The sequence below is a fragment of the Paenibacillus sp. JZ16 genome (genome assembly GCF_015326965.1).
GTDB lineage: Bacteria > Bacillota > Bacilli > Paenibacillales > Paenibacillaceae > Paenibacillus_AQ.
Genome location: NZ_CP017659.1, coordinates 89,597 through 112,704 on the forward strand (window position 1 = coordinate 89,597; position 23,108 = coordinate 112,704).

The following is a 23,108-nucleotide window of genomic DNA, read 5'->3' on the forward strand; positions in this document are numbered from 1 at the left end:
CCGTCTTTTTACGTCATGACTCGAATTCTTTATTTTAGACAGATGGGACTGGTTATGGATGTGGGAAAGAAAAGTACTTACAGTCCTGCTTATAGTCAATTTAGCCATAACGCCTGGATGCTGGAGCAAAAAAGAACTGAATGAGCTTGCCGTCGTCATGGCACTTGGAATCGATACCCACGAGAATGGGTACGCCGTTTCAGCTCAAGTGCTCAATTCCAGTGAGACGGGGTCCAAAAAAGGCGGATCCATGGGGAGTCTTCCGGTCGTAACCTACAAGTCAGTGGGTAAAACCATCCCCGATGCCCTTCAGCGCATGCTGAGCATGGCACCTCGGATGCCGTATCTGTCCCATGTCCGGGTGTTGGTATTTGGGGAAGATTTGGCCCGGCTAGGGGTCAGCGACGTGCTCGATTATATCTCCCGGAACCATCAGCTTCGAACGGATTTCTTCATGCTCGTTGCCAAAAACGGGAAAGCCTCTGACATCCTGGAGGTCGTTACGCCATTCGAGTATGTTCCGGCAAATTCGCTCTATTCCTCGATTCTGATATCGCAGAAAAAATGGGCAGCGACGGGTAAAGTTACATTGCAGCAGTTTGTGACGGAGTTAAAGCGAAGCGGCTCAGACCCTGTATTATCCGGAGTCCAGTTAAACGGCAGTTTAGCAGAAGCACAGTCTCTGGAGAATGTGAAGCAAATCAGTCCTTCAACGCTGCTTCAACATACGGGATTAGGCGTGTTTAAAGAGGACCGGTTAGTGGGATGGCTGGGGGAACCGCCTAGCAAGGCCGTCAATTATGTCTTGAATAGAGTCGACAACACGGCGGGATATATTTCATGTCCGGACGGAGGCATCGTCGGGTTTGGGGTGAACCGGGCAGACACATCGCTTGATGTTACGCTCAATTCGAAGGGGATCCCTGAATTTTCAGCCGAATTGGAGATCGAAGCGGATGTGAACGCCGTTCAATGTCCGATTGATATCAGTCGACCTGCCGTCATCGACGAATTAGAGAAGGATATCGAAGATAAATATAACACCAATATCTCGAAGCATATCGGGCTGGTGCAGCAGCGTTATGGATCCGATGTTTTTGGATTCGGTGAGGTCCTGCACCGAAAATATCCGGATGTTTGGAAAAAATACCGGGATCATTGGGGAGAAAGCTTTAAAACGATGAATATCCGCGTGGATGCAGATGTAGCGATCCGGCGGATCGGATCCATCATACAACCCATAAACCAAAAGGTGGATGAGCCGTGAATTGGCATTGGTTATTCATATTGTTCCTGTCCATCGTGCTCGTTACGGAAACCCGGCAACTGCTGAAGCTTCGCTCCCTCAGGGACTTGGTTGTGTTCTATGCGGTATGGGGAGTGACCTTGCTGGCCTTGATCGGGGATATGATGGAGGTACCTTATTTAAGGCCGCTGGACTGGATCGGCGTTTTGATGCAACCGCTGAACAGGTTGATCTCATAACGAAGAAGGGTATGGTTGTACGTGATTAAATACAAAGATATCGCCGCACGGCAATTTTTTATACTGGCCTTTGGCTTGACCATCGGAACCTCGATCCTGGTAACCCCCACCGGATTAGCGCATACCGCACGGGAAGATGCGTGGATGGCTTCCCTCTTCAGTATCCTCATTAATCTCCTTATGGTTGTGCTGTACTTAGCCATCGCGCGTGTCTATCCTGGCCAAACGATCTTTGAGATCCATGAGAAGGTTTTGGGGAAGCTGCTGGGAAAGATTCTCTCGCTGCTCTACCTTTTTTATTTTTTGATTCTTACGGGCACATTGCTTGGCAACTTGGGTTTTTTCCTGAGCAGCGAGATGATGCCGGAGACGCCGATCGAGGCTATCCAAATCTTATTCTTGATAGCGGCCGTCATGTGCGCCAGGATGGGCATCATTCTTTTGGCCCGTGTCAGTGAATTGATGTTTCCGTGGATTGTATTTCTGTTCTTGGTCCTTGTCCTCTCGCTGATTCCCCAGATCGATTGGAACCATATCAAGCCTATGCTTGAGGAGGGCTGGATGCCAGTTGCCAAGGCCGGATTCCATTCCTCCATGTTTCAGGAACTGATTGTGCTGATGACCTTTTTGCCCCTGGTTAAGGGGGAGAGGAAAGCGGGGAAGGCATTGATGTGGGGAGCCGCTGCAGGCGGGATCGTGCTCGGCATTACCGTCCTGCTCAGCGTGCTGGTTTTGGGCATTGAGCAGACGGAGAATAGCACGTTTCCGGCATTTGCACTTGCGAAGACGATCAACTTAGGAAACTTTTTCCAACGTGTGGAAGGCATATTGATTACACTTTGGATCCTGACTTTTTTTATCAAGATCTCTCTCTTGTATCTTTCGATTCTTCAAGGCATGAAGACCGTGTTCGGACTAAAGGAACAAAATCCGTTAATCTATCCATTGTCCGTGCTGTTTGTGATCGTGGCCTGGAATACATACATCAACACCATCTATGTTGCCGATATCATTCAGAACGTGTGGTCAAGCTATGCGCTCCTCCATTTGCTGGTGATTCCCATCGGACTCTATCTGATTGGCTTAACCAGAACAAAAATCATCAAGCTGAAGTGAATTCCATTCTGCATTAGAACAAAGCCCGATAACTCGGGCATTTTTTGTGCCGGCTGCATCAAACTACAATGGTCATATTTTTCGTAAAAAAGCTTGAAAGTGACGTAGCGTCATCCTGTATAGTGAAGTTATCGAGACTTTAGGAAAGCTGGTGATGAAGTTGATTCCCATTCAAGATTTATCCAAGCAGACGGGGATTACGGTAAGAACGCTGCGCTATTATGACCAGATTGGCCTGCTGATTCCTGCCGCCAAAACACCGGGCAAGCATCGTATATACAGTGAAGAGGAATTAAAGAAGCTGCAGCAAATCCAGTTTCTGAAGAGGCTGGGCTTTAGTTTGCAAGAAATATCGGATATGATTTCCAACCCGGAATGGAACTGGTCCACCAGCCTGATAAATCAGTTGGACATTGTAATGAACGAACAAAAAAAGCTGAACCAGATGGAATCGGCGCTGCGAGCCGTGCTTCACAGCATTGCGATGGAAGGTGAGACAAGCTGGGACGTCATTCAGAAATTGATTCACCTCTCCGGAAGAGACCCATCGTTAAAGCACTCGATAAGGCAGCAGATGTTTGAGAAGCGCGAAGTAGAGTTGTTAAGTCTACTCCCTAATATGAACAGCACGGATCCCGACTCTCTCGAGTGGATCGCTCTGTTGGGGCAGCTCAAAAGGCGGATGCAGGACGGTCCCGATTCACCGGATGTGCAGCGAATTGTCCGACGGATGGATGAGAAACGACTTGAGGTATTTGAAGATGAAGATCCCTTCATCGATAAGCTGTGGGAGATCCGTAAATCACCGGCGCAGTCCGAGCAGATGGGATTATATCCCATCGAGGATGCCCTTCTTCAGTTCATGGAACAGGCATTCGAAATTTATGCATTACGCAAGGACAAAGAACAAGTAGAAGAGGGGGAGACATCTTGACGTTGGAACTGCTGCTCTCCATTGGAGCCTTATCCCTCTTGGACATGCTGAGTCCAGCTACGCTTGGCGTAACAGTGTATTTGCTCTTGACCGAACGGGATCGGTTAATCCCCCGTTTATTCATTTATTTATTAACAGTGGGAGGCTTCTACTTCCTGGTAGGCGCTGCGCTTATGCTGGGTTTGGATGCCGTTTTGCAATCCGTAACCGGCATTTTTCAAAATCGAACGGTAAGCTGGATCATGACCGTTGTCGGCGGTGTCCTGTTTGTCGCCAGTTTCTTGATCCCCACGAAAAAAACATCCGAGCCGCGCCGTCCAAGATCCAAAAGCTTCGGAGCCATGATCGGACTTGGATTCACGACGTCCTTGCTGGAGGTAGCAACAGCCCTTCCGTACTTTGCGGCTATCGGGCTGATGACTACGGCTCAGTTAACAACGGTTCAATGGATGCCCATCCTGGCTGCATACAATATCGTGATGGTGCTGCCTCCAATCCTATTGCTTGGATTACACCTCGTATTCGGCCGCATGATGCAGCGTCCGCTCGAGAAGCTGCGCCTGACAATCGCGCAGAGCTCCGGATCGATTCTGTCATGGGTATTGTGTATTGCTGGGCTGATTCTGGTGCTGAACAGCATAGATAACTTGTAACGATATCCAATTATGAATTAAGAGTCTGCTTCCAATGATTTATGAACAGCTTCACTGGCATGTATGGAGGTTGTATCAAAGAGTGGAATATTGGAATCCTCGGGTTTTACTAATAATCCGATCTCCGTACATCCCAGAATAATTCCTTCGGCACCATCTTGAATCAGCCGTTCAATAACTTCTTTATAGTGGGCTTTTGAATCCGATTGGATGTTACCGAGACATAATTCCTCGTATATCACTTTATTTACGATCTCACGATCTTGTTCATTGGGGATGAGCACTTGAATACCACTAGATTCTATTCGTTGCTTATAAAAATTCTGCTCCATGGTATATTTGGTTCCAAGCAAGCCTACTGTACGAATCCCATGTTCATGGATTTGATTTGCCGTAGCATCGGCAATGTGCAGCACAGGAATTCTTATTCTTTCTTCTATATAATCTAGTACCATGTGCATCGTGTTGGAGCATATCACAATAAAATCGGCGCCGCCCTTTTCTAATGAAAGTGCAACTTCACCTAATGTTTCACCGGCTTTTTTCCAATTCCCCTCGGATTGATAGTGTTCAATCTCTTCGAAGTTCACGCTGTACATAAGGCATTTGGCCGAGTGGAGGCCACCCAATTGGCTTCTCACCTGCTCATTTATCATTCTGTAGTATTCAATGGAGGATTCCCAGCTCATTCCCCCGATTAGTCCAATTGTCTTCATAGATAAGCTCCTTTACAGTCCGAAGTAAACTTATTATAGAGTGTTTCATACATGCAAAACAAATGCTATCTCTGTATCCGTTACAAGGTATTCATAACCGAGGTAATGCACTGAAGAGATGATTGAATTTGTTCTCTTAAGGGAATGATATCGGGCACCTTTGAGCCTGCTATGTATTCATCGTATTCTCGTTATGATATATTAATCGCATGGTTCATCGACTGACCGATACCTAATTGTAGCGGTTTGTTACAGATGTGCTTGTCCTTGCATTACAGCCTGAGACATTGAGGGGGTTATCCATGAGCATGCGGATTTTAGAACGGATAAGAGAAGAGACGGCAACCCAGCATGAACGAATCGAACAGAATCCATACGCCAAAGCTGCCTTCGATCAGACCTTGAACATAGATCAATATCGGTCTTATTTAGCGAAATTTTACGGATTTATTAAACCGGCCGAAGAGCAACTGATGGCAGAGGGTGCCGTGAACCATCTTGGTTTGGATCTGGAAATCCGAACGAAATCGAACCTATTGGAAGAAGATCTTATTCATCTAGGAATGACTCCTGATGAGATTGCACAATTGCCACTGTGCAGCCGATTGCCAGAGCTGAGCAGCCAAGCACGAATATTGGGATATCTGTATGTTATTGAGGGATCCACACTTGGTGGCCAAGTCATTACGAAACAATTGATGAAGTTCTTGCCGCTGAGTCCGGAGTCGGGTCTACGTTATTTCTATGCATATGGTCAAGAGACCAAGCCAAGATGGATCGAAATCCGGGAAGCGCTGCTCAATGCCGCGGAGGATCCTGATGAGATTATAGATTCGGCTAAAGAAACTTTTCGTTTGCTGGATGCTTGGATCAGAGAATAGGCATATTAGGAAACCATAGAGACACCTTGATGAAAAACCGCGTTCTGCGGTTTTTTTGCATTGAAGCGAAACAAGCATTACACGCATACCAATCTTGCTATAGCCATAGGCTATAACTAGATATAGCTTATATGAGTTACACTATACCGATCAATACATGATATCTTTCTTGTAACAATTTGTATAGGAGTGTTACATAGATGGCAAAAAGCAGTGTACTGGGATATCCGCGTATTGGCGCTGATCGGGAATGGAAGAAAGCCTTGGAAGCATTCTGGGCAGGCAAGCTGGAAGAATCGGAGTTTCACGGGCAGCTGCAGGAGATTCGGTTGAATCATTTACGGAAGCAGCAGGAGAGCGGGATCGATCTTATTGCGGTTAATGATTTTAGTTATTATGATCATGTTCTGGATACGGCGACGATGTTTGGCATCGTACCGAAACGCTTCTCTTATGAGGGCGGCGTTGTGCCATTGTCTGTATATTATGGCATTGCACGCGGAACGAAGGATGCTACGGCAAGTGAAATGACCAAGTGGTTTAATACCAATTATCACTATATCGTGCCTGAATTGGATGGGGCTGCTCCGGTTCTGACGGAGAACAGACCGTTGGCAGCTTATCGGGAGGCCAAGGAGAAACTTGGAATAGAAGGCAAGCCGGTTATTGTCGGACCGCTCACCTTCCTGAAGTTGTCCAAAGGGTATCAGTCGTCGGAGACGGATGCTTGGCTGGAAAAATTGTTACCGCTCTACGTACAAATTCTTCAGGAGCTTGTCCAAGAAGGCGTTCAATGGGTACAGATCGATGAGCCGATACTCGTTACAAAATTAAGCGATGCCGATCTTAAGCGGTTAACCCGCGTCTATGAAACGTTTGCGGCTTCGGCACCGGGTTTGAACATCATGCTGCAAACCTATTTTGAATCCGTTGAAAACTATCAGGATATAATCCAGCTTCCGGTTAGCGGCATCGGTCTTGACCTGTTGCACGGATACCAAGGCAATATGCAAGCCATTAAACAGTCAGGGTTTCCTGCGAATAAGGTGCTGGGTGCCGGCATAATCGACGGACGGGGTATTTGGAAGGCGTCTCTTCGCGAGAAGCTGTCACAATTGGAAGAGCTGACGAAATACGTAGCCCCTGAACGCCTGATTGTTCAATCTTCGTGCAGCTTGCTGCATGTTCCGGTGACGGTGAGCAGCGAAACGAAATTGCAGCCAGAATTGAAAGGAGCGCTCGCCTTTGCAGACGAGAAGCTGAATGAACTGGTTCTTTTGACAAAAGCAATCTCCACAGGAGCAGCCCGAATCACTAAGGAACTGGAAGCATGCGATGCTGCGCTTCAGGCGCTGAAACAATCCGGAGAGCGGAATCGCCATGACATTCAGCAGGCAGTTGCCGAGATTAGTTCACAGAATCCGGTTCGCAGTCTGCCGTTTGCGGAGCGTCATGTCGCTCAACAGAACAAATGGCAGCTGCCGATTTTTCCGACCACGACAATCGGCAGCTTCCCGCAATCAGCCGAGGTGCGCAAGGCACGTCAGGCGTGGCGTAAGGGAGAGTGGAGCCATGAGCAGTATGAGCGCTTCATTCAAGAGCAAATCGATGTTTGGATCAAGCTGCAGGAAGAGATTGGCCTTGATGTGCTTGTGCATGGGGAGTTCGAAAGAACGGATATGGTTGAATTCTTCGGAGAGAAGCTTGGAGGTTTTGCCTTCACTCAGTTTGGATGGGTTCAGTCCTACGGCTCACGCTGCGTAAAACCGCCTGTGATCTTCGGGGATGTGGCATTCGAGCAACCGATGACGGTGGAGGAAACGAAATATGCACAATCGAAGACGGACCGGCCCGTGAAAGGGATGCTAACCGGCCCGATTACGATTATGAACTGGTCGTTCGTTCGCGAAGATATCTCGCGGGAACAAATTGCCTATCAACTGGCTTATGCCCTAAGACAGGAAGTAGAGGCGCTGGAGCAGGCGGGCATCGGGATGATTCAGGTGGATGAGCCAGCGGTGCGCGAAGGGTTGCCGCTTAAGGAGGAAGATCAAGCGGAGTATCTCGCTTGGGCTGTTAAAGCCTTCCGCATGACCACATGCACGGTTCAGCCGACTACGCAAATTCATACGCATATGTGTTACTGCGAGTTCCATGACATGATCGATTCGATCGAGGCGATGGATGCCGATGTCATCTCGATTGAAACTTCGCGCAGTCATGGCGAGCTGATTCATAGCTTCGAGGTCAATACGTACAGATTAGGGATCGGACTAGGCGTGTATGATATCCACAGTCCGCGGGTCCCTCGAGTGGAAGAGATGACAAGCATGATCGAGCGTGCACTGCGGGTCCTGGATCCGAAGCTGTTCTGGATCAATCCGGACTGCGGCCTCAAAACACGCGGTAAGGAAGAAACGGTTGCATCCCTTCGTAACATGGTTCAAGCCACGGAGATCGCTCGCTCGTCCTATTCGCTGAACGTGTAACTGTCAATTTGGCTAGGGTAGGCTGGTTAATGAATCGTAACGTTAAGATAGAAGCAAGCTGCATTGGCAGCCTGCTTCTTTTTTTACTAATCTAGCCGATCGATATCTATCATAAAGCGTAAAGGTAAGGTATAGAATGCAGCTATTTGAAAGATTTGCTTCTAGAACAGGATCCGAGGGACGTCTATATGTCTATGAAACTCCTGTCATTAGCATAGAGTAACGTTGGACACAAGTTGTTGACATCTTGGTAAAATCGTTGTCACATCCGGCGATTATATTCTTCTTATGGAATCGTATCTAGCACGATCACCAAGAAGGAGGAACCATGATCTATCACAAGAAAAGAAAGAAACTTACCAGAGTCTTTTATATTCTATTTATTGCAATCCTGCTTATCGTCGGCTTCAAATTGGCATGGCACGTCGGTTCATCAACGGTAGAGTTCATGCCGGCATCATCTGCTAGAGTTGCAGATAACTATAAGACGCTTCCTGCCGTGCCCAATCATCAAGAAACATTTCGGATCGTCATCGATCCAGGCCACGGGGGAAAGGATCCTGGAGCTACAGGAGTCAGCGGCGCATATGAGAAGGCGTTCAATCTGTCCCTTGCCGGACGGGTTGCTGCCCTTCTTGAGGAGGATCCTATGTTTGAGCCTCTCTTGACACGAACGGATGACCAATTCATAGAATTGGAGGAGCGGGGAGCGATCGCGAATGATGGGAATGCGGATGCCTTCATCTCCATCCATGGCAACACCTATACGGATCCTATGGTATCAGGAACAGAAACCTTATACCGAAACCAGGACAGCATTCCATTGGCCCAAGCTGTTCAAACGCATTTGGCGCAGGGAATTGGACTCCGTGATCGCGGCGTAAAGGAAGAACAACTAAAAGTGCTAGGTACACCCAAGATGCCCGCAGTGCTTGTTGAAGTTGGATATCTTACCAATGCGGAGGATGAGGATTTCCTGCTGAGCGATGAAGGACAAGACCTTGCCGCGCTGGCAATAGTCGATGGACTCAGATCATATTTTTTGGGATCGCAGGAGCTCTCGCTTGAACACCAAGAAACGGATGATTTAGATGAAAAAAGATCGCCCGATACCACTCAAAGCGGAATTCGGTCCATGGAGAAGAAGGTGTATTTTAATGGTTCAGCGAAAGACGGCAAACAGGTTGCTTTAACGTTTGATGATGGCCCGGATGCCATAGTAACACCCAAGATTCTGGATATTTTAAAGGAAAACGAGATTAAAGCTACCTTTTTCTTGCTGGGAGATCGGGCTGAGGCTCATCCTGAGATTGCCCGGCGAATTGTTGAGGAAGGCCATGCCATAGGGAATCATTCCTGGTCACATCCCAACTTCAAGGAGTTATCCATGGACGAAGCGATGAAGCAGGTCATGGATACACAGGAGGAACTGAACGACATCATTGGTTATCGACCATCCTTATTCAGGCCGCCGTATGGTGCATTGGATGAGGACATGGAGAAAGCCATCCAGAGTAAGGATCTAGCCATTGTGAACTGGTCTGTAGATACGATGGATTGGTCAGGTGTGCCTGCTCAGGAGATCATGGGAATCATCCGCGAGCAGTTGAAGCCAGGAGGCATCATTCTTCAGCATTCCGCAAATGGTAAGAATCATCTTGCCAACACCATTGAGGCACTAACACTGTTAATACCTGATTTGAAGAATCAAGGATATTCTTTTGTCACCGTACCGGATCTGCTGCATTTGCCTGAATCACAGACATAATATGCTTGTAGGTGATCAGGTTATCATAACTGTGGGGATATGCTAAAATCGAATCATCAAATAGCTCGTGAATTAGGAATGGAGACTTCATGAAAAAAACAAAAATTCTCATTATCGAAGATGAGGAGCCGATCGCCGATCTGCTGGCCTATGGCCTCGCGATGGAAGGTTTTGAAACCCGTACCGCGGCCAGCGGTGCCGCAGGCTTTAGGGAGCTTGCGGCATTTCATCCCGATCTGCTCCTTCTGGATTGGATGCTGCCCGACCAAAGCGGGCTCGATATATGCAAAAAAGTAACAACGGACTATAACATCCCCATATTCATGATTACGGCAAAATCCGACATCACGGATAAAGTGCTTGGGCTAGAATTTGGTGCCGATGACTACATTACGAAGCCCTTCGATCTGAGGGAGGTGGTCGCCCGAATTCGCACGATCCTCCGACGGCTGGATCAGGCGAACCAAGGGGATAGGGGAGGAATGCCGGAAGCCGTGATCCGCTTTAGGGCTATCGAAATCGTAATGGAAGAGCGACTGGTCAAGAAAGACGGAAGACCGGTTGATCTTACGCCGAAGGAATTCGACCTGCTCATGACCATGTACGGTCACCGGGGGAAGATTTATACTCGCTCGGAACTGCTGGATTTAGTCTGGGGTTATGATTTCATGGGGGATACGCGGACGGTGGATACGCATATTCAGAGGCTCCGCAAAAAACTGGATGCCGGCGATTTGATCACAACCGTATTCGGCATCGGCTATAAATTCGAGAAGCAGGCGGAATAAGAGATGATCCGGACCATCAGAGCCAAGTTTATTGTTGGTTTTTTTGTGATATTCAGTCTGTCGTTCCTCGTACTCAATCAAACTGTCAAGGAGATCATTCGGACAAGCAATCAGAAGATCGTAACTTCCGATCTGGTTGGACTTAAAAACAACAGCAATGTATATGTAAGGCAAGCTTTCCTTATCAATCATTTTACGAACAATAAGCTTTATTTCGGGCAGATGGCCGAGGAAATGGTGAATGATTTGAAGCATGCTACTTCTAGCCATGTCAGCGCGTACACCGTCGACGGCAAGTTATTGTTCTCATCGGACGAGAGAAGATTCTCGGGACCCTCGGATGCGGATCTTCGCCAAGCGATCGAGGGAAAGACGGCCTATACCATCACCTATGGTCGAAACAGCGGAACCGTTCTCTATTCATATCCGGTTATCATCGATGGAGTCAAGGTGGGCATATTGAGGTTTACCAAGGATTTTACCCTGCTCTACGAACAAAGCGGCCGGATCATGGACATTATTTTCTACATTGCGCTTGCCATCTTCGGGGCAGCGTTCCTGTTCTCGTACCTGCTGTCCAGGAATATCACCATACCGCTAGTGAAGCTTACCCGCGCTTCCACTGAAGTAAAGAACGGGAACCTGGATGTTCGAATCCGATTCCGGCGAAGAGATGAAATTGGCAAACTGGCTCTGAATTTCAATGACATGATCGACCGGATCGGCAGCCAGATATCCACGATTGAGCGTGACCGGGATCGCTTGAAGGAGCTAAATGCGCAGGAGAAACGTTTTTTTGACAATGTGACCCATGAACTCAAAACGCCGCTCACCTCCATTCTGGGTTATGCCGAGATCATTCGGGAGAAAGGGGATGACGATCGGGAGTTCTTCGATAAGGGCATGAATCACATCGTTGAAGAGAGTCGACGTCTGCATGGCATGGTGCTAAGGCTGTTGGAAGTATCGCAGCACAACGCTGGAGAAGAGGATGTAGAGCTTGTGGATTCGGGAAAAATTCTGCGCGATGTAGTTGACTCCATGTCGTTCCGGGCCAAGCGCTATAAAAAGAGCATCGTTTGCGAAGCAGAGGAAGGTTCCTTCGTGCTTGGCCAGCCTGATCGGCTGCGCCAGCTCTTTATCAATCTTCTGGATAATGCCATCAAATATAGTGCCGCCCAATCGGAAATTACCGTCAAGGCTGAGCGTGTGGACGGAAGCGTTCGTTATACCTTCGATAATCCCGGAGAGCCCATACCGGAACACGAGCTCGCAAACGTCTTCCAGCCGTTCTACTCGGTGAGCCAGAAGCAGAAGGAAGAAGGCAGTGTGGGACTGGGCCTCAGTATCGTTAAATCCATCGTCGATGATCACGGCGGAACCATCCGTATCGTCAGCGAGAAGTTTCATACTGTCGTCAATGTTGAAATTCCTTATGTAAAGGCGGGGGCTGTCCAATGAGATATCGATATAAACGTTTTAAATTATGTTATGCTCTTGCCTTGATTTTACTGACCGGCTGTGCAAGCGGACTGCAATCAGAGACCGTCATTATCCCCAGCGCGGAATCGGATCAAGCCGTGGACGAGGGAAGCCGGCCTTTCCAAGTGAAGACGATTTATCGAATGCCAGAATCCAAGGATCCAGTTGAATGGCTCGGCTGGTCAGCATCCAAGTCGGTAGTCGGTCTTTTTTATGAAACCGAAGCAGTGGACGCGGCGAAATTGAGCTTGCAGCGTTTTTCATCCCCATACGAGCGAGTTGACCATACATTAGAGATTGAAATGAATAAGCTTTCCTATCAATTGTCCCCCAATGGAAAATATGTTTCGGGAATTGCCAAGACGGAGGAGGGCGTTTTTCTGCAATTGATAGCATATCCGGGCGGGGAGGTGGAAAGCCTCGAAGCTACGACAGATGCCAATCAGGAGCTATGGTTTGAGGAACCGACTTGGTCCGGCAACAGCCGTTTTGTAAGCTATATGGTGATGGAATCAAACAAAAGGCAGTCCAGCATCGGGATTTTTGATACGGAATCGGAATCGGCACGTGTTTATCGGCTGAAGGGTCTTGAAACGGAAGCCCTTCCCTTCAAGGTGATCGTCTCGGATGACGGGAAGATGGCGCTCATCGTTCTGGACGAATACGGTCACGGTCGTCGAATTGCAATGGGAGCCGTCAACGGCAATGCGATTGATGTTCAGTATGAGCATGATATCGGCACAGACCAAGCTGCATGGTTGAACGATGATCAATTCGTATTCTTAGGAACGGAGGGAACCCTGTACGTATATGACCGCAGAAATCATGAGCTGTCCATTCTGCTGGAGAAGGTGGATAGCTATGAGTTCTCGAAGGATCGCAAATATGTAGCCTATTCCCAGAACGGGGAGAATACAATTTATGCAGGTAAGCTTCAAGGGAAGAATATACTGAGCGCGGAACCCATCTATCATGGGGTCATCTCTTCTAAGATGTATTGGAGTCCGGACCATCGCCGGCTTCTCGTGAACGGCCGCAAAAATTATGCCAAAGAGCAGGGGCCTGTTGCGATCGAACCGACAGAACATCAGCCATTTATAATCGAATTCAAGTAAAGGCTGAGGTATCGTCGACCACCTATTTATTCTTCGCGATGCGGTAGATTGAACGATAGGCGTTCGATTTGCCGCTTTTTCTCTTTAAGGATGAGTAGGGAATCGTGCAAAACCCCGTTTTTTGTTATGATTATTATCTAAACTTTGAATAGAAGAGGGGCAAGACATGCAGTTGAACGAACGCAACTTGATTAAGATGCAAAGCATCATCAAGGAACACCAATTTGAGCATGCAGCTGACTATTTAATCGAACATATGCGCCAAGGCATACGGCTATCCAAAAAAGGAGTGGAGGACTATGCCAGGCCGTGCCATTCACGGATTGGCGGAGATCCGGATCTTCCCGAGGAAATTGAATGGCCACTGACTTCGGATGGAACACCGATGACGTTTTTGGCACAGCTGCAGTTGAGGGATGTGGCAGCTCATGATGCCACCGCTTCGCTTCCCCTGAGCGGAATGCTGTATTTCTTCATTGGCGTTGATGAGCCTGCCTATAATATTGAACATCGGGTTCTGTATCTGACGGAGGATCAGACGGCGGCAGCGGTTCGACGCCAGGCTCCTGAGGAAACCACGTTAGAAGAAGAGTTCACCGGCCACCGTATTGAAGCCAGAGCTACGCTTGAGCCTCCTAATTACGCATATGTGGATGACGAAATCGTCGAGGATGAGGAGCACGATTTTGAATCTTATGAGGACCTGTGTCATCAATTGACTGGACTGGAATCTGACGACATTGCAATGATCTTTGGCTATCCCTCTACCCAGCACGGAGATTGTGAGCATGAGGCTGCTTTAATGCTGCTAACCGGATCCGAGTACAATTACTCCATGGAGGCGGCTATGCAGCAGATCACTGATCATTGCGGCGGCAACGCGGCGCAAGCCCAGCAGGAAATTCGGGATACACTGCTGCTGCTGGCGATCGATTCGGACGACGATGTAGGGTTTTGCTGGTGGGATGCCGGTGAACTGCAATTTTACATACGAAAAGAGGACTTGCTGGCCGGAAATTTCGAGCGCACGTATTGTTCGCTATACTCAAGCTGAATATTGGGATCATTATGTACTTGGAGGAGGTATGAACCATGAAGGAGAAGGTCATTAAAGCATATGATAAGCTGGCCGGAGACTACGAGCGGCATGTGGATTCGCAGAGCGGACATAATGCGTATTATGAAAGGCCGGCCATGATCCATTTGTTGCCGGCAAACATGGAGCAAATGACCGTCCTTGATGCTGGTTTTGCCGCGGGGTGGTATACGGAGCAATTTCTTAAACGAAGGGCCCGGGTCACAGCGGTTGATCTGAGTCCGGCGATGATAGAAGCCTGTAAGAGGCGAGTCGGCAATGAAGCGACGGTATTCGCATGCGACATAACCGAGGATCTGCCCTTTGAAGATGAGGCTTTTGATCTGATCGTAAGTTCATTGACGCTTCACTACATCGAGGATTGGGCGCCGACCTTTCGCGAATTTCAACGCGTGCTGAAACCTGGCGGCAGTTTGATTTACTCCGTTCATCATCCCTTTATGGATGTTAAACATTTTGATCGCCAAGATTACTTTGCCCGTGAGTTATTGACGGAGGTTTGGAACAAACCGGAGTCCGGACCCGTCGAAGTCTCCTTTTATAGAAGACCGATTCAGGAAATCATCAACGTAACTTCCTCACGGTTTCGAATCGATCAGCTCATCGAGCCGCAGCCCAGTTTAGCGGATAAAGACAACCCGGAAGCTAAGGAATGGATGGCCAAATGGTATGATCGCCTGATGATGAACCCTCATTTTTTGATAGTGAAAGCACTAAAATCATAACTTCGTACATACATATTCAAAAGGGGAGCCGCGTCCATCGCGGTTCTTTTTGTGCTCGAAGTACGTGACGGGAGCGGATATGATTTTCCTCCAGCCCATACAAGATTTAAAGGATATCGATGGGGGAGGATGATCGCCATCCGACGGTCTGCACATGAAAGATGGATGATACAGCCTATGTGTATCATAGCGATTGGTTGTATAATAGAAGCAATGCAATGCATTACATCACATCCAAGGGGAGAAAATTACATGCAATGGAATGAAATTACGACAATAGAAGAATGGAATGCGATTCTGGAAAAATCCTCCGAGCGCGGCCAAGTTATTTTGAAGCATAGCACGACATGCCCGGTTAGCTCCAATGCTCTTTCGGAGTTTGAATCTTACTTGAATAAGACGCCAAACGGCGATGTGGATTACACGCTGGTTAAAGTCATTGAGTCCCGGCCGGTTTCCAATAAAATTGCCGAGGATTTGAACGTAAAGCATGAATCGCCGCAAATTATCTATGTGAAGGACCAAGCGAAATATTGGACGGCCTCACACTGGGCGGTTACGTCTGCGCATATCACCGCGGTTCTGGACTGAACATAATCCTTTGTCGCGCTTGAAAGATGGTGTAATAGATGAAAGAACTGGAAGAACTAAGATCGATAGAGGCCATCGAGCGGTTTATTCAAGATCACACCTTCAGTTTTGTATATGTATCCAGACAAGATTGCAGCGTATGCCACGCGATCTTACCCAAACTTAGAGAGTTGTTGGAGCAGTTCCCTCGCATCTCATTGGGACATATCCAAGGCGAAGCCGTCGGTGAAATCGCCTCGAGATATTTGATATTTACCGCACCGGTACTCCTCTTATTCGTAGAGGGAAAAGAGCATCTGAGAGAGGATCGTTTTGTACAGTTTGGCGCGTTAGAAAAGAAATTAAAAAACTTGATGGAGCTCTTTAGCTAGTTGTCAGGGAAAAAGCAATGAACCAAAAGGCGATATTCCTACGTCACAAGACTTAAGGAATGTCGTCTTTTTGCGTTTCAAAACAAGCTGAGAAACGGAACTTTAAGGCAATAGCCGTCATAAAAAATTCAAGCAATTGTCGAAAACCAGGACTAATTTGCATTCAAATATTACTAAAGTATTAAAAATATAAGGGGGAATGCCGATTTATTAATAGTACAAAAGATGTAATGTTTATGGAATCATAACGTGAATATGGATCTATTGAACTGGAATTTCACATAACAAGAGCTTTATGTGAAATGAACCTATGTCAGAAGAATGATGGAGGGGGAAAGCGGTTCATTCAAGATGAACATTTTTGAAAAATGTAATGTATTCATGAAAATTCCGGAAATATTCAATGTTTCCAGGAAAGTAGGTGATGCGACAGGTTCGCGAAAGAATTCCCTATTTTAAATGGAAGATACATAAGAGATATCAAAGGAGAGACACCAAGTGAGTGAGCCAAAATCGTTATCAAAAGGAATGCGTTTTAAAAATCTGAGCATTGTTACAAAAAACATGATGTGGACGAGCCTCTATATCATTATTACCGGGGCCATCGTGATTGGCGCAAGCTTTTATATCCAGGACAACGTGCTGACGAAGCAGCTGCAGTCCGATTCGGGGAAAATTATGGATACCTTGGTTAAGTCGGTATCGGTGGAAGATGCACAAGCGGTGAAAGGCGCAACCGATCGCAATGCGGATATCCAAAAAAAACTTACCAAGACGTTTGATGATCTATCCTTAACGCATCCCAATATTGCACAGGGCTATATTTTTGGACCGGAGCTCGAGGGTGGCAACCAGACCTCGATTATTGCCATGCCGACGGCAGTGCTCGATATGTTTGCCGAAGAAGACTTGAATCTGGGCGACTTATACGAACAGCCGGATATCCACGCCGATGCCGTAAGAGAGATGCTGAAAACGAAAAAAATCGTCTACACCAAAGCCTATACAGACAATTATGGTACCTGGATCACCGTGCTGCATCCTTTCCAGGATGCCAGCGGGGAGATTTTTGCTTACATGGGGATCGACGTGGATGCAAGCTTAATCGCTTCCGGGAAACAGGAATTGATCACCAATACGGTTTTTGCGCTGCTGATTACCTTGCTGATCGTATTAGCATTGCAATACTTCACGATTAGACGGACATTCGCACCGATTCAAGCATTAATGGGGGCGCTGGACAAGCTGAGCAAAGGTGACTTCACCGTCCAATTAAAAGCTGGCGAAGATGAGCTGGGCCAGGTCAATGCCAAGTTCAATACAACCGTCAATCATATTAATGAACTTGTCACAACGATCAAAACGGTATCGGAGCAGTCTGCAGAGCAGTCTAAATTCCTCTTCTCCGCTGTGGAAGTCAATAATAACAAATCTTCAGCTATTACTAGAAATATGGAGGAAATGTCGGAACGCGTTGCTTTGCAGAGCACTTCCATTACCGAAAGCGTGGTTTCGCTTGAGGAAATCTCATCCGGCGTATCAACGATTGCCGGCAATACATCGGATCTTTCCGAGATATCCGTACAGATGAAGGAGCAATCGGAACGTGGTAACCACAATGTGGAGCAGGTTATCGAGCAGATGAATTCCATCGATCATTCGGTCAAAAACTCGGTGCATATCATCGAGAAGCTGCAGAACCGTTCACATGAGATTGGTCAGATCGTGCAGGTTATTACCGAAATTGCTTCTCAGACGAATCTGTTATCACTCAATGCCGGAATCGAGGCGGCAAGAGCCGGCGAAGAGGGCCGCGGGTTTGCTGTCGTCGCCAGTGAAGTGAAGAAACTTTCGGAGGAATCCAGAAAATCGGCGGACCAAATCATTGAATTGGTTCGATACATTCAGGATGAAACGGCATCTGCGGTAGAAGCCATCAGCGAAGGTGAACACAACGTCGCTAAGGGAATTGAAGTTGTCAAAGAAACGGGAGAGCTGTTTAAAGGCATGCTGGTGGCAACCGATACGGTGACGAGTCAAATTCAAGAGGTGTCTGCAGCTACGCAGCAAATGGTTGCCGAGACCGAACAGATTACCGCAGCGATTAAACAATTGGCAGAGCTTGCAGAGAGAAACTCGTCCGTATCGGGTGAGATCCGGATCAGTGCCCAGGAACAGCAGGCTTCCTTCACCAAAATTTTTGAATCTGCAGAACAGATCAACCAGGTTTCCGCTGAGCTGGAGGCGCTTGTAAACAAATTGCGTGTGTAGTGTGTAGTACTGCGAGAACAAAAACAGTAGAGAAAAAAAGATGGAGCTGAAACCTTTGAATACAACATTGATGATCGAACAAGGCAAAGAATATTGGTTGAATGAACTGCAGCTACCTTTACCGGGATTCTATCTGTACACCGATGGTCCAGCGCATCTTCAGCAGCAAGAGCTTGATCGCACGACGTTGAAGCTTCATATCGAAACCGGTAAAATCAAGCGGTTCCGCGATTCATATGACTTGAAGGCGTGGATGCTCACAAGCTATGTGGTGTTTCTATACCGAATGACTCACGATACCGATTTACTGATCGGCGTGAACAATGAGAAGGGCAATCTCCTTCCGTTGAGAGTTAACTTAAGCGGCAGCGATTCATTCGCACAGATCTATGAGCACATTTCCGCCAAAATGGAGCACATAGAAGTAAGCAGCTATTCGCTTGAGGATATAGAAGGATTCACCGGTCAGCCGCTCCCGCTCCAAACGATCTATGGCCATAATGGGAATGGTTATGCTTATAGCTCCAGCTGGCTGAACTGGATGGTTCAGGAGGAGAAGAAGGACGAATGGACGCTCTATGTATCCTATGCACGACCATTGTATCGAGAAGAAACGATCGAAAAATTTAGCAGGCATTTTGAACAGCTTGCAAATGCGGCTCTTGAACATATGGATGTTCCGGTTAGCCGTTTGCCTATGCTGACAGAAGAGGATAAGAACGCGTACTCGATACTCAATGACACGAAGAAAGAGCTCCCGAAGGATCCTACCATTGTGTCGATGCTTGCTTCCATTGTGGAGAGATTTCCTAAGCGAATCGCGCTATCGACAGGTCATGAGCAAGTATCTTATGAGCAGCTTGACCGGTTGTCAAACCAAGTTTCACATATGCTTATAGACAAGGGACTGCGTAAAGGCCAATTCGTCTCGATATTTATGAAGAGGGGCCTGGATACAATTGTCAGTATGCTCGGTGTGCTCAAGGCCGGCGGAGCCTATATCCCGCTGGATCCATCACATCCAGATGAAAGAAATGCTTATATTATCGAGGATACCGAATCGGCGATCATTCTGACGCATCAGGACTTCACAGCCAAGCTGGATGGACTCCTGGCTGGTTTTCAACCGAAGCCAGAGTACTTCTGTCTGGATGAACAATTCCTTTCGTACTCGGAGGAAGCCTGTGGCGTCCGCGTTGAAGGCGATGATTTGGCATATATCATCTATACCTCCGGTTCGACGGGCAAACCGAAAGGGGCCTTAATCGCTCATCAAGGCGTCGTGAACTTGGCACTGGCCAATCAAGAGAATTTACAGATGAGTGAACAGGATATCATTCTTCAATATTCCACATTCAGCTTTGATGCTTCCGTATACGATATATTCGGATCGTTGGCTTGCGGTTCACGACTGCATCTTCTTACCGATGAACAGCGTTTCTCCATAGATGCCTTTACGGAGGCCGTAGCAGAAACCAAGGCAACTCGTGTCGCCATATTGCCTACGGTGTTTTTTAATCAATTGGCAGCGTATTTGCCTGTGGAAGACACACATAAATACCGGAATATCAAGACGATCGTCGTCGGAGGGGAAGCGCTGGCCGGAGAAACCGTTCGGATGTTCCAGAAAAAGCTGCAGATTCCAATCGTGAATCTATACGGCCCAACGGAAACGACGGTTGTAGCAACAGGGCATGTCGTGGATTATCCGGTTCCGGACGATCTGGCCACCGTGTATATCGGAACGCCTTTTGCCAACTATGAATTATATATTGTGAATGAACATAATGAGTTATGTCCAACTTGCGTAACCGGAGAGCTGCTGATCTGCTCGGTCGGCGTAGCCAAAGGCTATCTGAATCAGCCTGAGAAAACAAAAGAAGCCTTCATTCTGGATCCGATAACACCGGAATCCGGAAAACAATACTACCGTTCCGGAGACTTGGTTCGTCTGCTGCCGAACGGACAAGTGGAATACCGGGGACGTAAAGATTCACAGGTGAAGATCAGAGGCTTCCGGATCGAGATTGGGGAGATCGAAGACAATCTGGCGAAGCATGAACAAGTAAAGGATATCGCGGTTATTCCGAGAATGGACGAGGACGGAACCAAAATGCTAGCGGCATTCTATACAACCCATAATGGACAAGCAGCTTCTGCTAAGGATTTGGTGCAATTTTTAAGTCAGAAAGTACCTGGTTACATGGTTCCTAAATACATGTGTTTCGTGGAAGAAATGCCGCTATCCCCGACCGGTAAGATCGACCGTAAGAAGCTGGCAATGTACGAATTGTCGATGGAGATGGAAGAGGATGACTCCCACTACGAGGCACCGGTTAACGATATTCAGCGGGATGTTGCTGCGGCTTGGGAACAAGCACTTGGACAAACCAAGATCGGCATCCACGACGATTTCTTTGATATCGGCGGGTATTCTCTGAAAATACTGGAGATTCTGGTGCTCCTTAAGCCGCAGTATCCACAGTTGAAGATCAATGATTTCTTTGTGTATCCGACGATTGCAAAATTAGCGGAGCGAGTAGAGGAAATGGGGCAAGTAACCATCCCAGCCGATCAATTAGAAGATAGGGATCTTCCTATTCAGGATTTGGCTGAGTATCCGATCTCTTTCCCGATCAACGATGGTTCGGAACAACCCATCTATCACCAGCAGCATATTTTGCTGACAGGCGCCACGGGATATTTGGGGTCACATCTGCTGTATGAACTGCTCAAACAATCGACCGCTACCGTATACTGTCTGGTTCGACCAACAAAGCAGATGGAACCCTATGCCCGCCTTGAGCAGATCATGACCGGATATTTTGGCGAAGAGGTCAAGTCTCGAATGGACAAAAGGGTGATTGCGATTCAGGGCGACTTGGAGCAGGAATATCTCGGGCTCGGAGCTGAAGACCTTGCCATGATTGAAGCACGCATCGATTCCATCATTCATTGCGGAGCCGAAGTGAAGCACTTTGGCGATTCCGACTATTTTGCTAGAGTCAATGTGGAGAGTACGGACCGTTTGTTGACTTTGGCTCAGAGAAGACCGCATATCCGCTTTCACTTTATTTCTACGCTTGGGATCCCTGAAGATTTGGCACTGGGCGGTCAGTGGGATGCCATCGTTGCCGGAACGGGATATGAAGAGTCGTCCATTGAGAATGTCTATACGAACAGCAAGCTGGAGGCAGAGAAGCTGGTCATTAAAGCCGGTGCAGATCGAGGCATTCCATCATCGGTTTATCGCGTGGGGAATTTGTCCTGTAACTCGGAGAATGGAATTTTCCAGAAAAACATCGATAACAACGCGTTTTACCGCATGCTGAAAGCGATGCTGCTGTTGAAGAAAGCGCCCGGTGTGAGATGGGAAGTAGATATTACGCCGATTAACTATGCCGGGGAAGCCATTACCGCACTGCTGCTTCAGCAGGAAACGGTCGGGCGGGTGTTCCATATCTGCAACCCGGTTGCCATTCCTTATGAGGAGATGGTGGAGCATTTCAAAGCCTTTGGATATGACATTTCGGTGATGGACTGGAAGGAATACGAAGCATGGTTATTGGATCCTCAGCAGCCGAAGGATAAGGAAGGCCTTGAGCTGGCGATGGCGCAATTCGAAGGCGACGGAGCCAAGAATTCCATCTACCGGTATACTTGTCCGCAAACCTCGGAATTCCTCAAGCACACAGGGGTAAAATGCGCTTTACCGGACAAGCTGTTATTCGAAAAAATGATTGAATATGCCGCTGGTATTGGATATTTCGTGAAGCCGGAGTAATCACAGGCAGGCAGCAAGCATGAAACCGCGAGAAGCTCTCGCGGTTTTTTTTGTGGTCAGGATCAGGCACAGCATGCAAATATTTTTTTTGTGGCGGGAGTGTGGTACGATCATACTGATTTAAGTCCAGTAACACCAAATGAGGTGGCCCATGAATCACGAACATTGGAAGCAGGCAGAAACCGCACTGGTTTGCATGGATGTTTTCAAGAATGGAGAGAACGACCCTGTAACGATTGAAGGCGAATCGGATGACCTGCGCTGCATCGGAATCGGTACGGATGCTGCAGTATTCGTATACGAACCTTTGCCGGCTTATGCGTTTAAACTGTATGCTGCGGAGGCGCAGCCTAAGAAGGAAGCGGAGATTAAGGTCTATCAAGAGTTGGTAGGCAGCCCCTATTTTCCTGTATTTTATGGAGCAGGTGAGCGTTACGTGGCGATCAGCCATGAATCCGGATTCACTCTGTACGACTGTCTGCTCTATGGTATGCCCGTTCCGAGGCAGGTCATCGATGATGTTGAAGCAGCACGCTCCTTTGTGCGCAGCAAGGGCTTAAACCCGCGGGATATTCATTTGAAGAATGTACTGCTGCAGGAAGGGAGAGGGAAGGTACTCGATGTATCGGAGTATATTCAGGAGGGAAACGACAAGCGATGGGAGCATCTCGTGTGGGCTTACGACAACGTATATCCGCTCCTTGAGGGCAAGAAGTTACCGCTCTGGGTATTGGAGGCCGTGAAGAACGGATATTACCGTTTAGACCCATCCAGTGTGAATATGCAGGAATTTGCAGACCGGATTGGACGACTGTTCTTCAGAAAATAGGATAACCGGAACTA

Annotated in this window: 19 protein-coding genes; 18 read left to right on the forward strand and 1 reads right to left on the reverse strand. The window is 47.6% G+C overall.

Going from position 1 to position 23,108, the window contains the following annotated elements; translation table 11 throughout:
* The first annotated feature begins 58 nt into the window (after window positions 1–58).
* The 5 genes from BJP58_RS00430 (at window position 59) to BJP58_RS00450 (ending at window position 4,188) form a co-directional block, all read left to right on the forward strand.
* A complete protein-coding gene (locus BJP58_RS00430; protein WP_194542313.1) occupies window positions 59–1,267 on the forward strand; it encodes a Ger(x)C family spore germination protein in 1,209 nt (402 codons plus the stop codon).
* Window positions 1,264–1,485, forward strand: coding sequence for a hypothetical protein (locus BJP58_RS00435; protein WP_194542314.1), 222 nt, complete (start codon window positions 1,264–1,266; stop codon window positions 1,483–1,485). The genes BJP58_RS00430 and BJP58_RS00435 overlap by 4 nt, the downstream gene beginning before the upstream one ends.
* 21 nt (window positions 1,486–1,506) lie before the next feature.
* Entirely contained in the window at window positions 1,507–2,601 is a 1,095-nt protein-coding gene (locus BJP58_RS00440) for a GerAB/ArcD/ProY family transporter (RefSeq protein ID WP_194542315.1), read from the forward strand.
* 160 nt (window positions 2,602–2,761) lie between these two features.
* On the forward strand, window positions 2,762–3,535 hold the full coding sequence (locus tag BJP58_RS00445) for a MerR family transcriptional regulator (RefSeq protein WP_194544756.1): 774 nt from the start codon (window positions 2,762–2,764) through the stop codon (window positions 3,533–3,535).
* Window positions 3,532–4,188: a GAP family protein gene (locus BJP58_RS00450; protein WP_194542316.1), complete on the forward strand. Its 657-nt coding sequence runs from the start codon at window positions 3,532–3,534 to the stop codon at window positions 4,186–4,188. The genes BJP58_RS00445 and BJP58_RS00450 overlap by 4 nt, the downstream gene beginning before the upstream one ends.
* A gap of 17 nt (window positions 4,189–4,205) precedes the next feature.
* Here BJP58_RS00450 and BJP58_RS00455 read toward each other — a convergent pair whose 3' ends face one another.
* Window positions 4,206–4,904, reverse strand: coding sequence for an aspartate/glutamate racemase family protein (locus BJP58_RS00455; RefSeq protein ID WP_194542317.1), 699 nt, complete (start codon window positions 4,902–4,904; stop codon window positions 4,206–4,208).
* A 302-nt stretch (window positions 4,905–5,206) separates the two neighbouring features.
* Between BJP58_RS00455 and BJP58_RS00460 the strand changes: the two genes are divergently transcribed.
* The 13 genes from BJP58_RS00460 (at window position 5,207) to BJP58_RS00520 (ending at window position 23,094) form a co-directional block, all read left to right on the forward strand.
* Window positions 5,207–5,785: a biliverdin-producing heme oxygenase gene (locus BJP58_RS00460; protein ID WP_194542318.1), complete on the forward strand. Its 579-nt coding sequence runs from the start codon at window positions 5,207–5,209 to the stop codon at window positions 5,783–5,785.
* A gap of 200 nt (window positions 5,786–5,985) precedes the next feature.
* Complete coding sequence (gene metE, locus BJP58_RS00465) at window positions 5,986–8,274, forward strand: 5-methyltetrahydropteroyltriglutamate--homocysteine S-methyltransferase (protein WP_194542319.1); 2,289 nt, start codon at window positions 5,986–5,988, stop codon at window positions 8,272–8,274.
* A gap of 328 nt (window positions 8,275–8,602) precedes the next feature.
* Window positions 8,603–10,042, forward strand: a complete 1,440-nt coding sequence (locus tag BJP58_RS00470; protein WP_194542320.1) for an N-acetylmuramoyl-L-alanine amidase — start codon at window positions 8,603–8,605, stop codon at window positions 10,040–10,042.
* A gap of 89 nt (window positions 10,043–10,131) precedes the next feature.
* On the forward strand, window positions 10,132–10,830 hold the full coding sequence (locus BJP58_RS00475) for a response regulator transcription factor (protein WP_194542321.1): 699 nt from the start codon (window positions 10,132–10,134) through the stop codon (window positions 10,828–10,830).
* 3 nt (window positions 10,831–10,833) lie between these two features.
* Entirely contained in the window at window positions 10,834–12,291 is a 1,458-nt protein-coding gene (locus tag BJP58_RS00480) for a sensor histidine kinase (RefSeq protein WP_194542322.1), read from the forward strand.
* Window positions 12,288–13,427 (forward strand): WD40 repeat domain-containing protein, encoded by a 1,140-nt coding sequence (locus tag BJP58_RS00485; protein ID WP_194542323.1) that lies wholly within the window; start codon window positions 12,288–12,290, stop codon window positions 13,425–13,427. The genes BJP58_RS00480 and BJP58_RS00485 overlap by 4 nt, the downstream gene beginning before the upstream one ends.
* 166 nt (window positions 13,428–13,593) lie before the next feature.
* The gene (locus BJP58_RS00490) at window positions 13,594–14,481 is read left to right on the forward strand and encodes a YwqG family protein (protein ID WP_194542324.1); all 888 of its coding nucleotides are present in this window, start codon (window positions 13,594–13,596) and stop codon (window positions 14,479–14,481) included.
* 38 nt (window positions 14,482–14,519) lie between these two features.
* Window positions 14,520–15,248 carry a class I SAM-dependent methyltransferase gene (locus tag BJP58_RS00495; RefSeq protein WP_194542325.1) on the forward strand — a complete coding sequence of 243 codons (729 nt, stop codon included), beginning with the start codon at window positions 14,520–14,522 and terminating at the stop codon, window positions 15,246–15,248.
* Window positions 15,249–15,500: 252 nt separating this feature from the next.
* Complete coding sequence (gene ytxJ, locus BJP58_RS00500) at window positions 15,501–15,839, forward strand: bacillithiol system redox-active protein YtxJ (protein ID WP_194542326.1); 339 nt, start codon at window positions 15,501–15,503, stop codon at window positions 15,837–15,839.
* A gap of 38 nt (window positions 15,840–15,877) precedes the next feature.
* Entirely contained in the window at window positions 15,878–16,210 is a 333-nt protein-coding gene (locus BJP58_RS00505; protein ID WP_194542327.1) for a thioredoxin family protein, read from the forward strand.
* Between the two features lie 564 nt (window positions 16,211–16,774).
* Window positions 16,775–18,481 carry a methyl-accepting chemotaxis protein gene (locus BJP58_RS00510; protein WP_233354841.1) on the forward strand — a complete coding sequence of 569 codons (1,707 nt, stop codon included), beginning with the start codon at window positions 16,775–16,777 and terminating at the stop codon, window positions 18,479–18,481.
* 55 nt (window positions 18,482–18,536) lie between these two features.
* Entirely contained in the window at window positions 18,537–22,265 is a 3,729-nt protein-coding gene (locus BJP58_RS00515; RefSeq protein ID WP_233354842.1) for a non-ribosomal peptide synthetase family protein, read from the forward strand.
* Between the two features lie 151 nt (window positions 22,266–22,416).
* A complete protein-coding gene (locus BJP58_RS00520; protein WP_194542330.1) occupies window positions 22,417–23,094 on the forward strand; it encodes a serine/threonine protein kinase in 678 nt (225 codons plus the stop codon).
* Window positions 23,095–23,108: the final 14 nt, after the last annotated feature.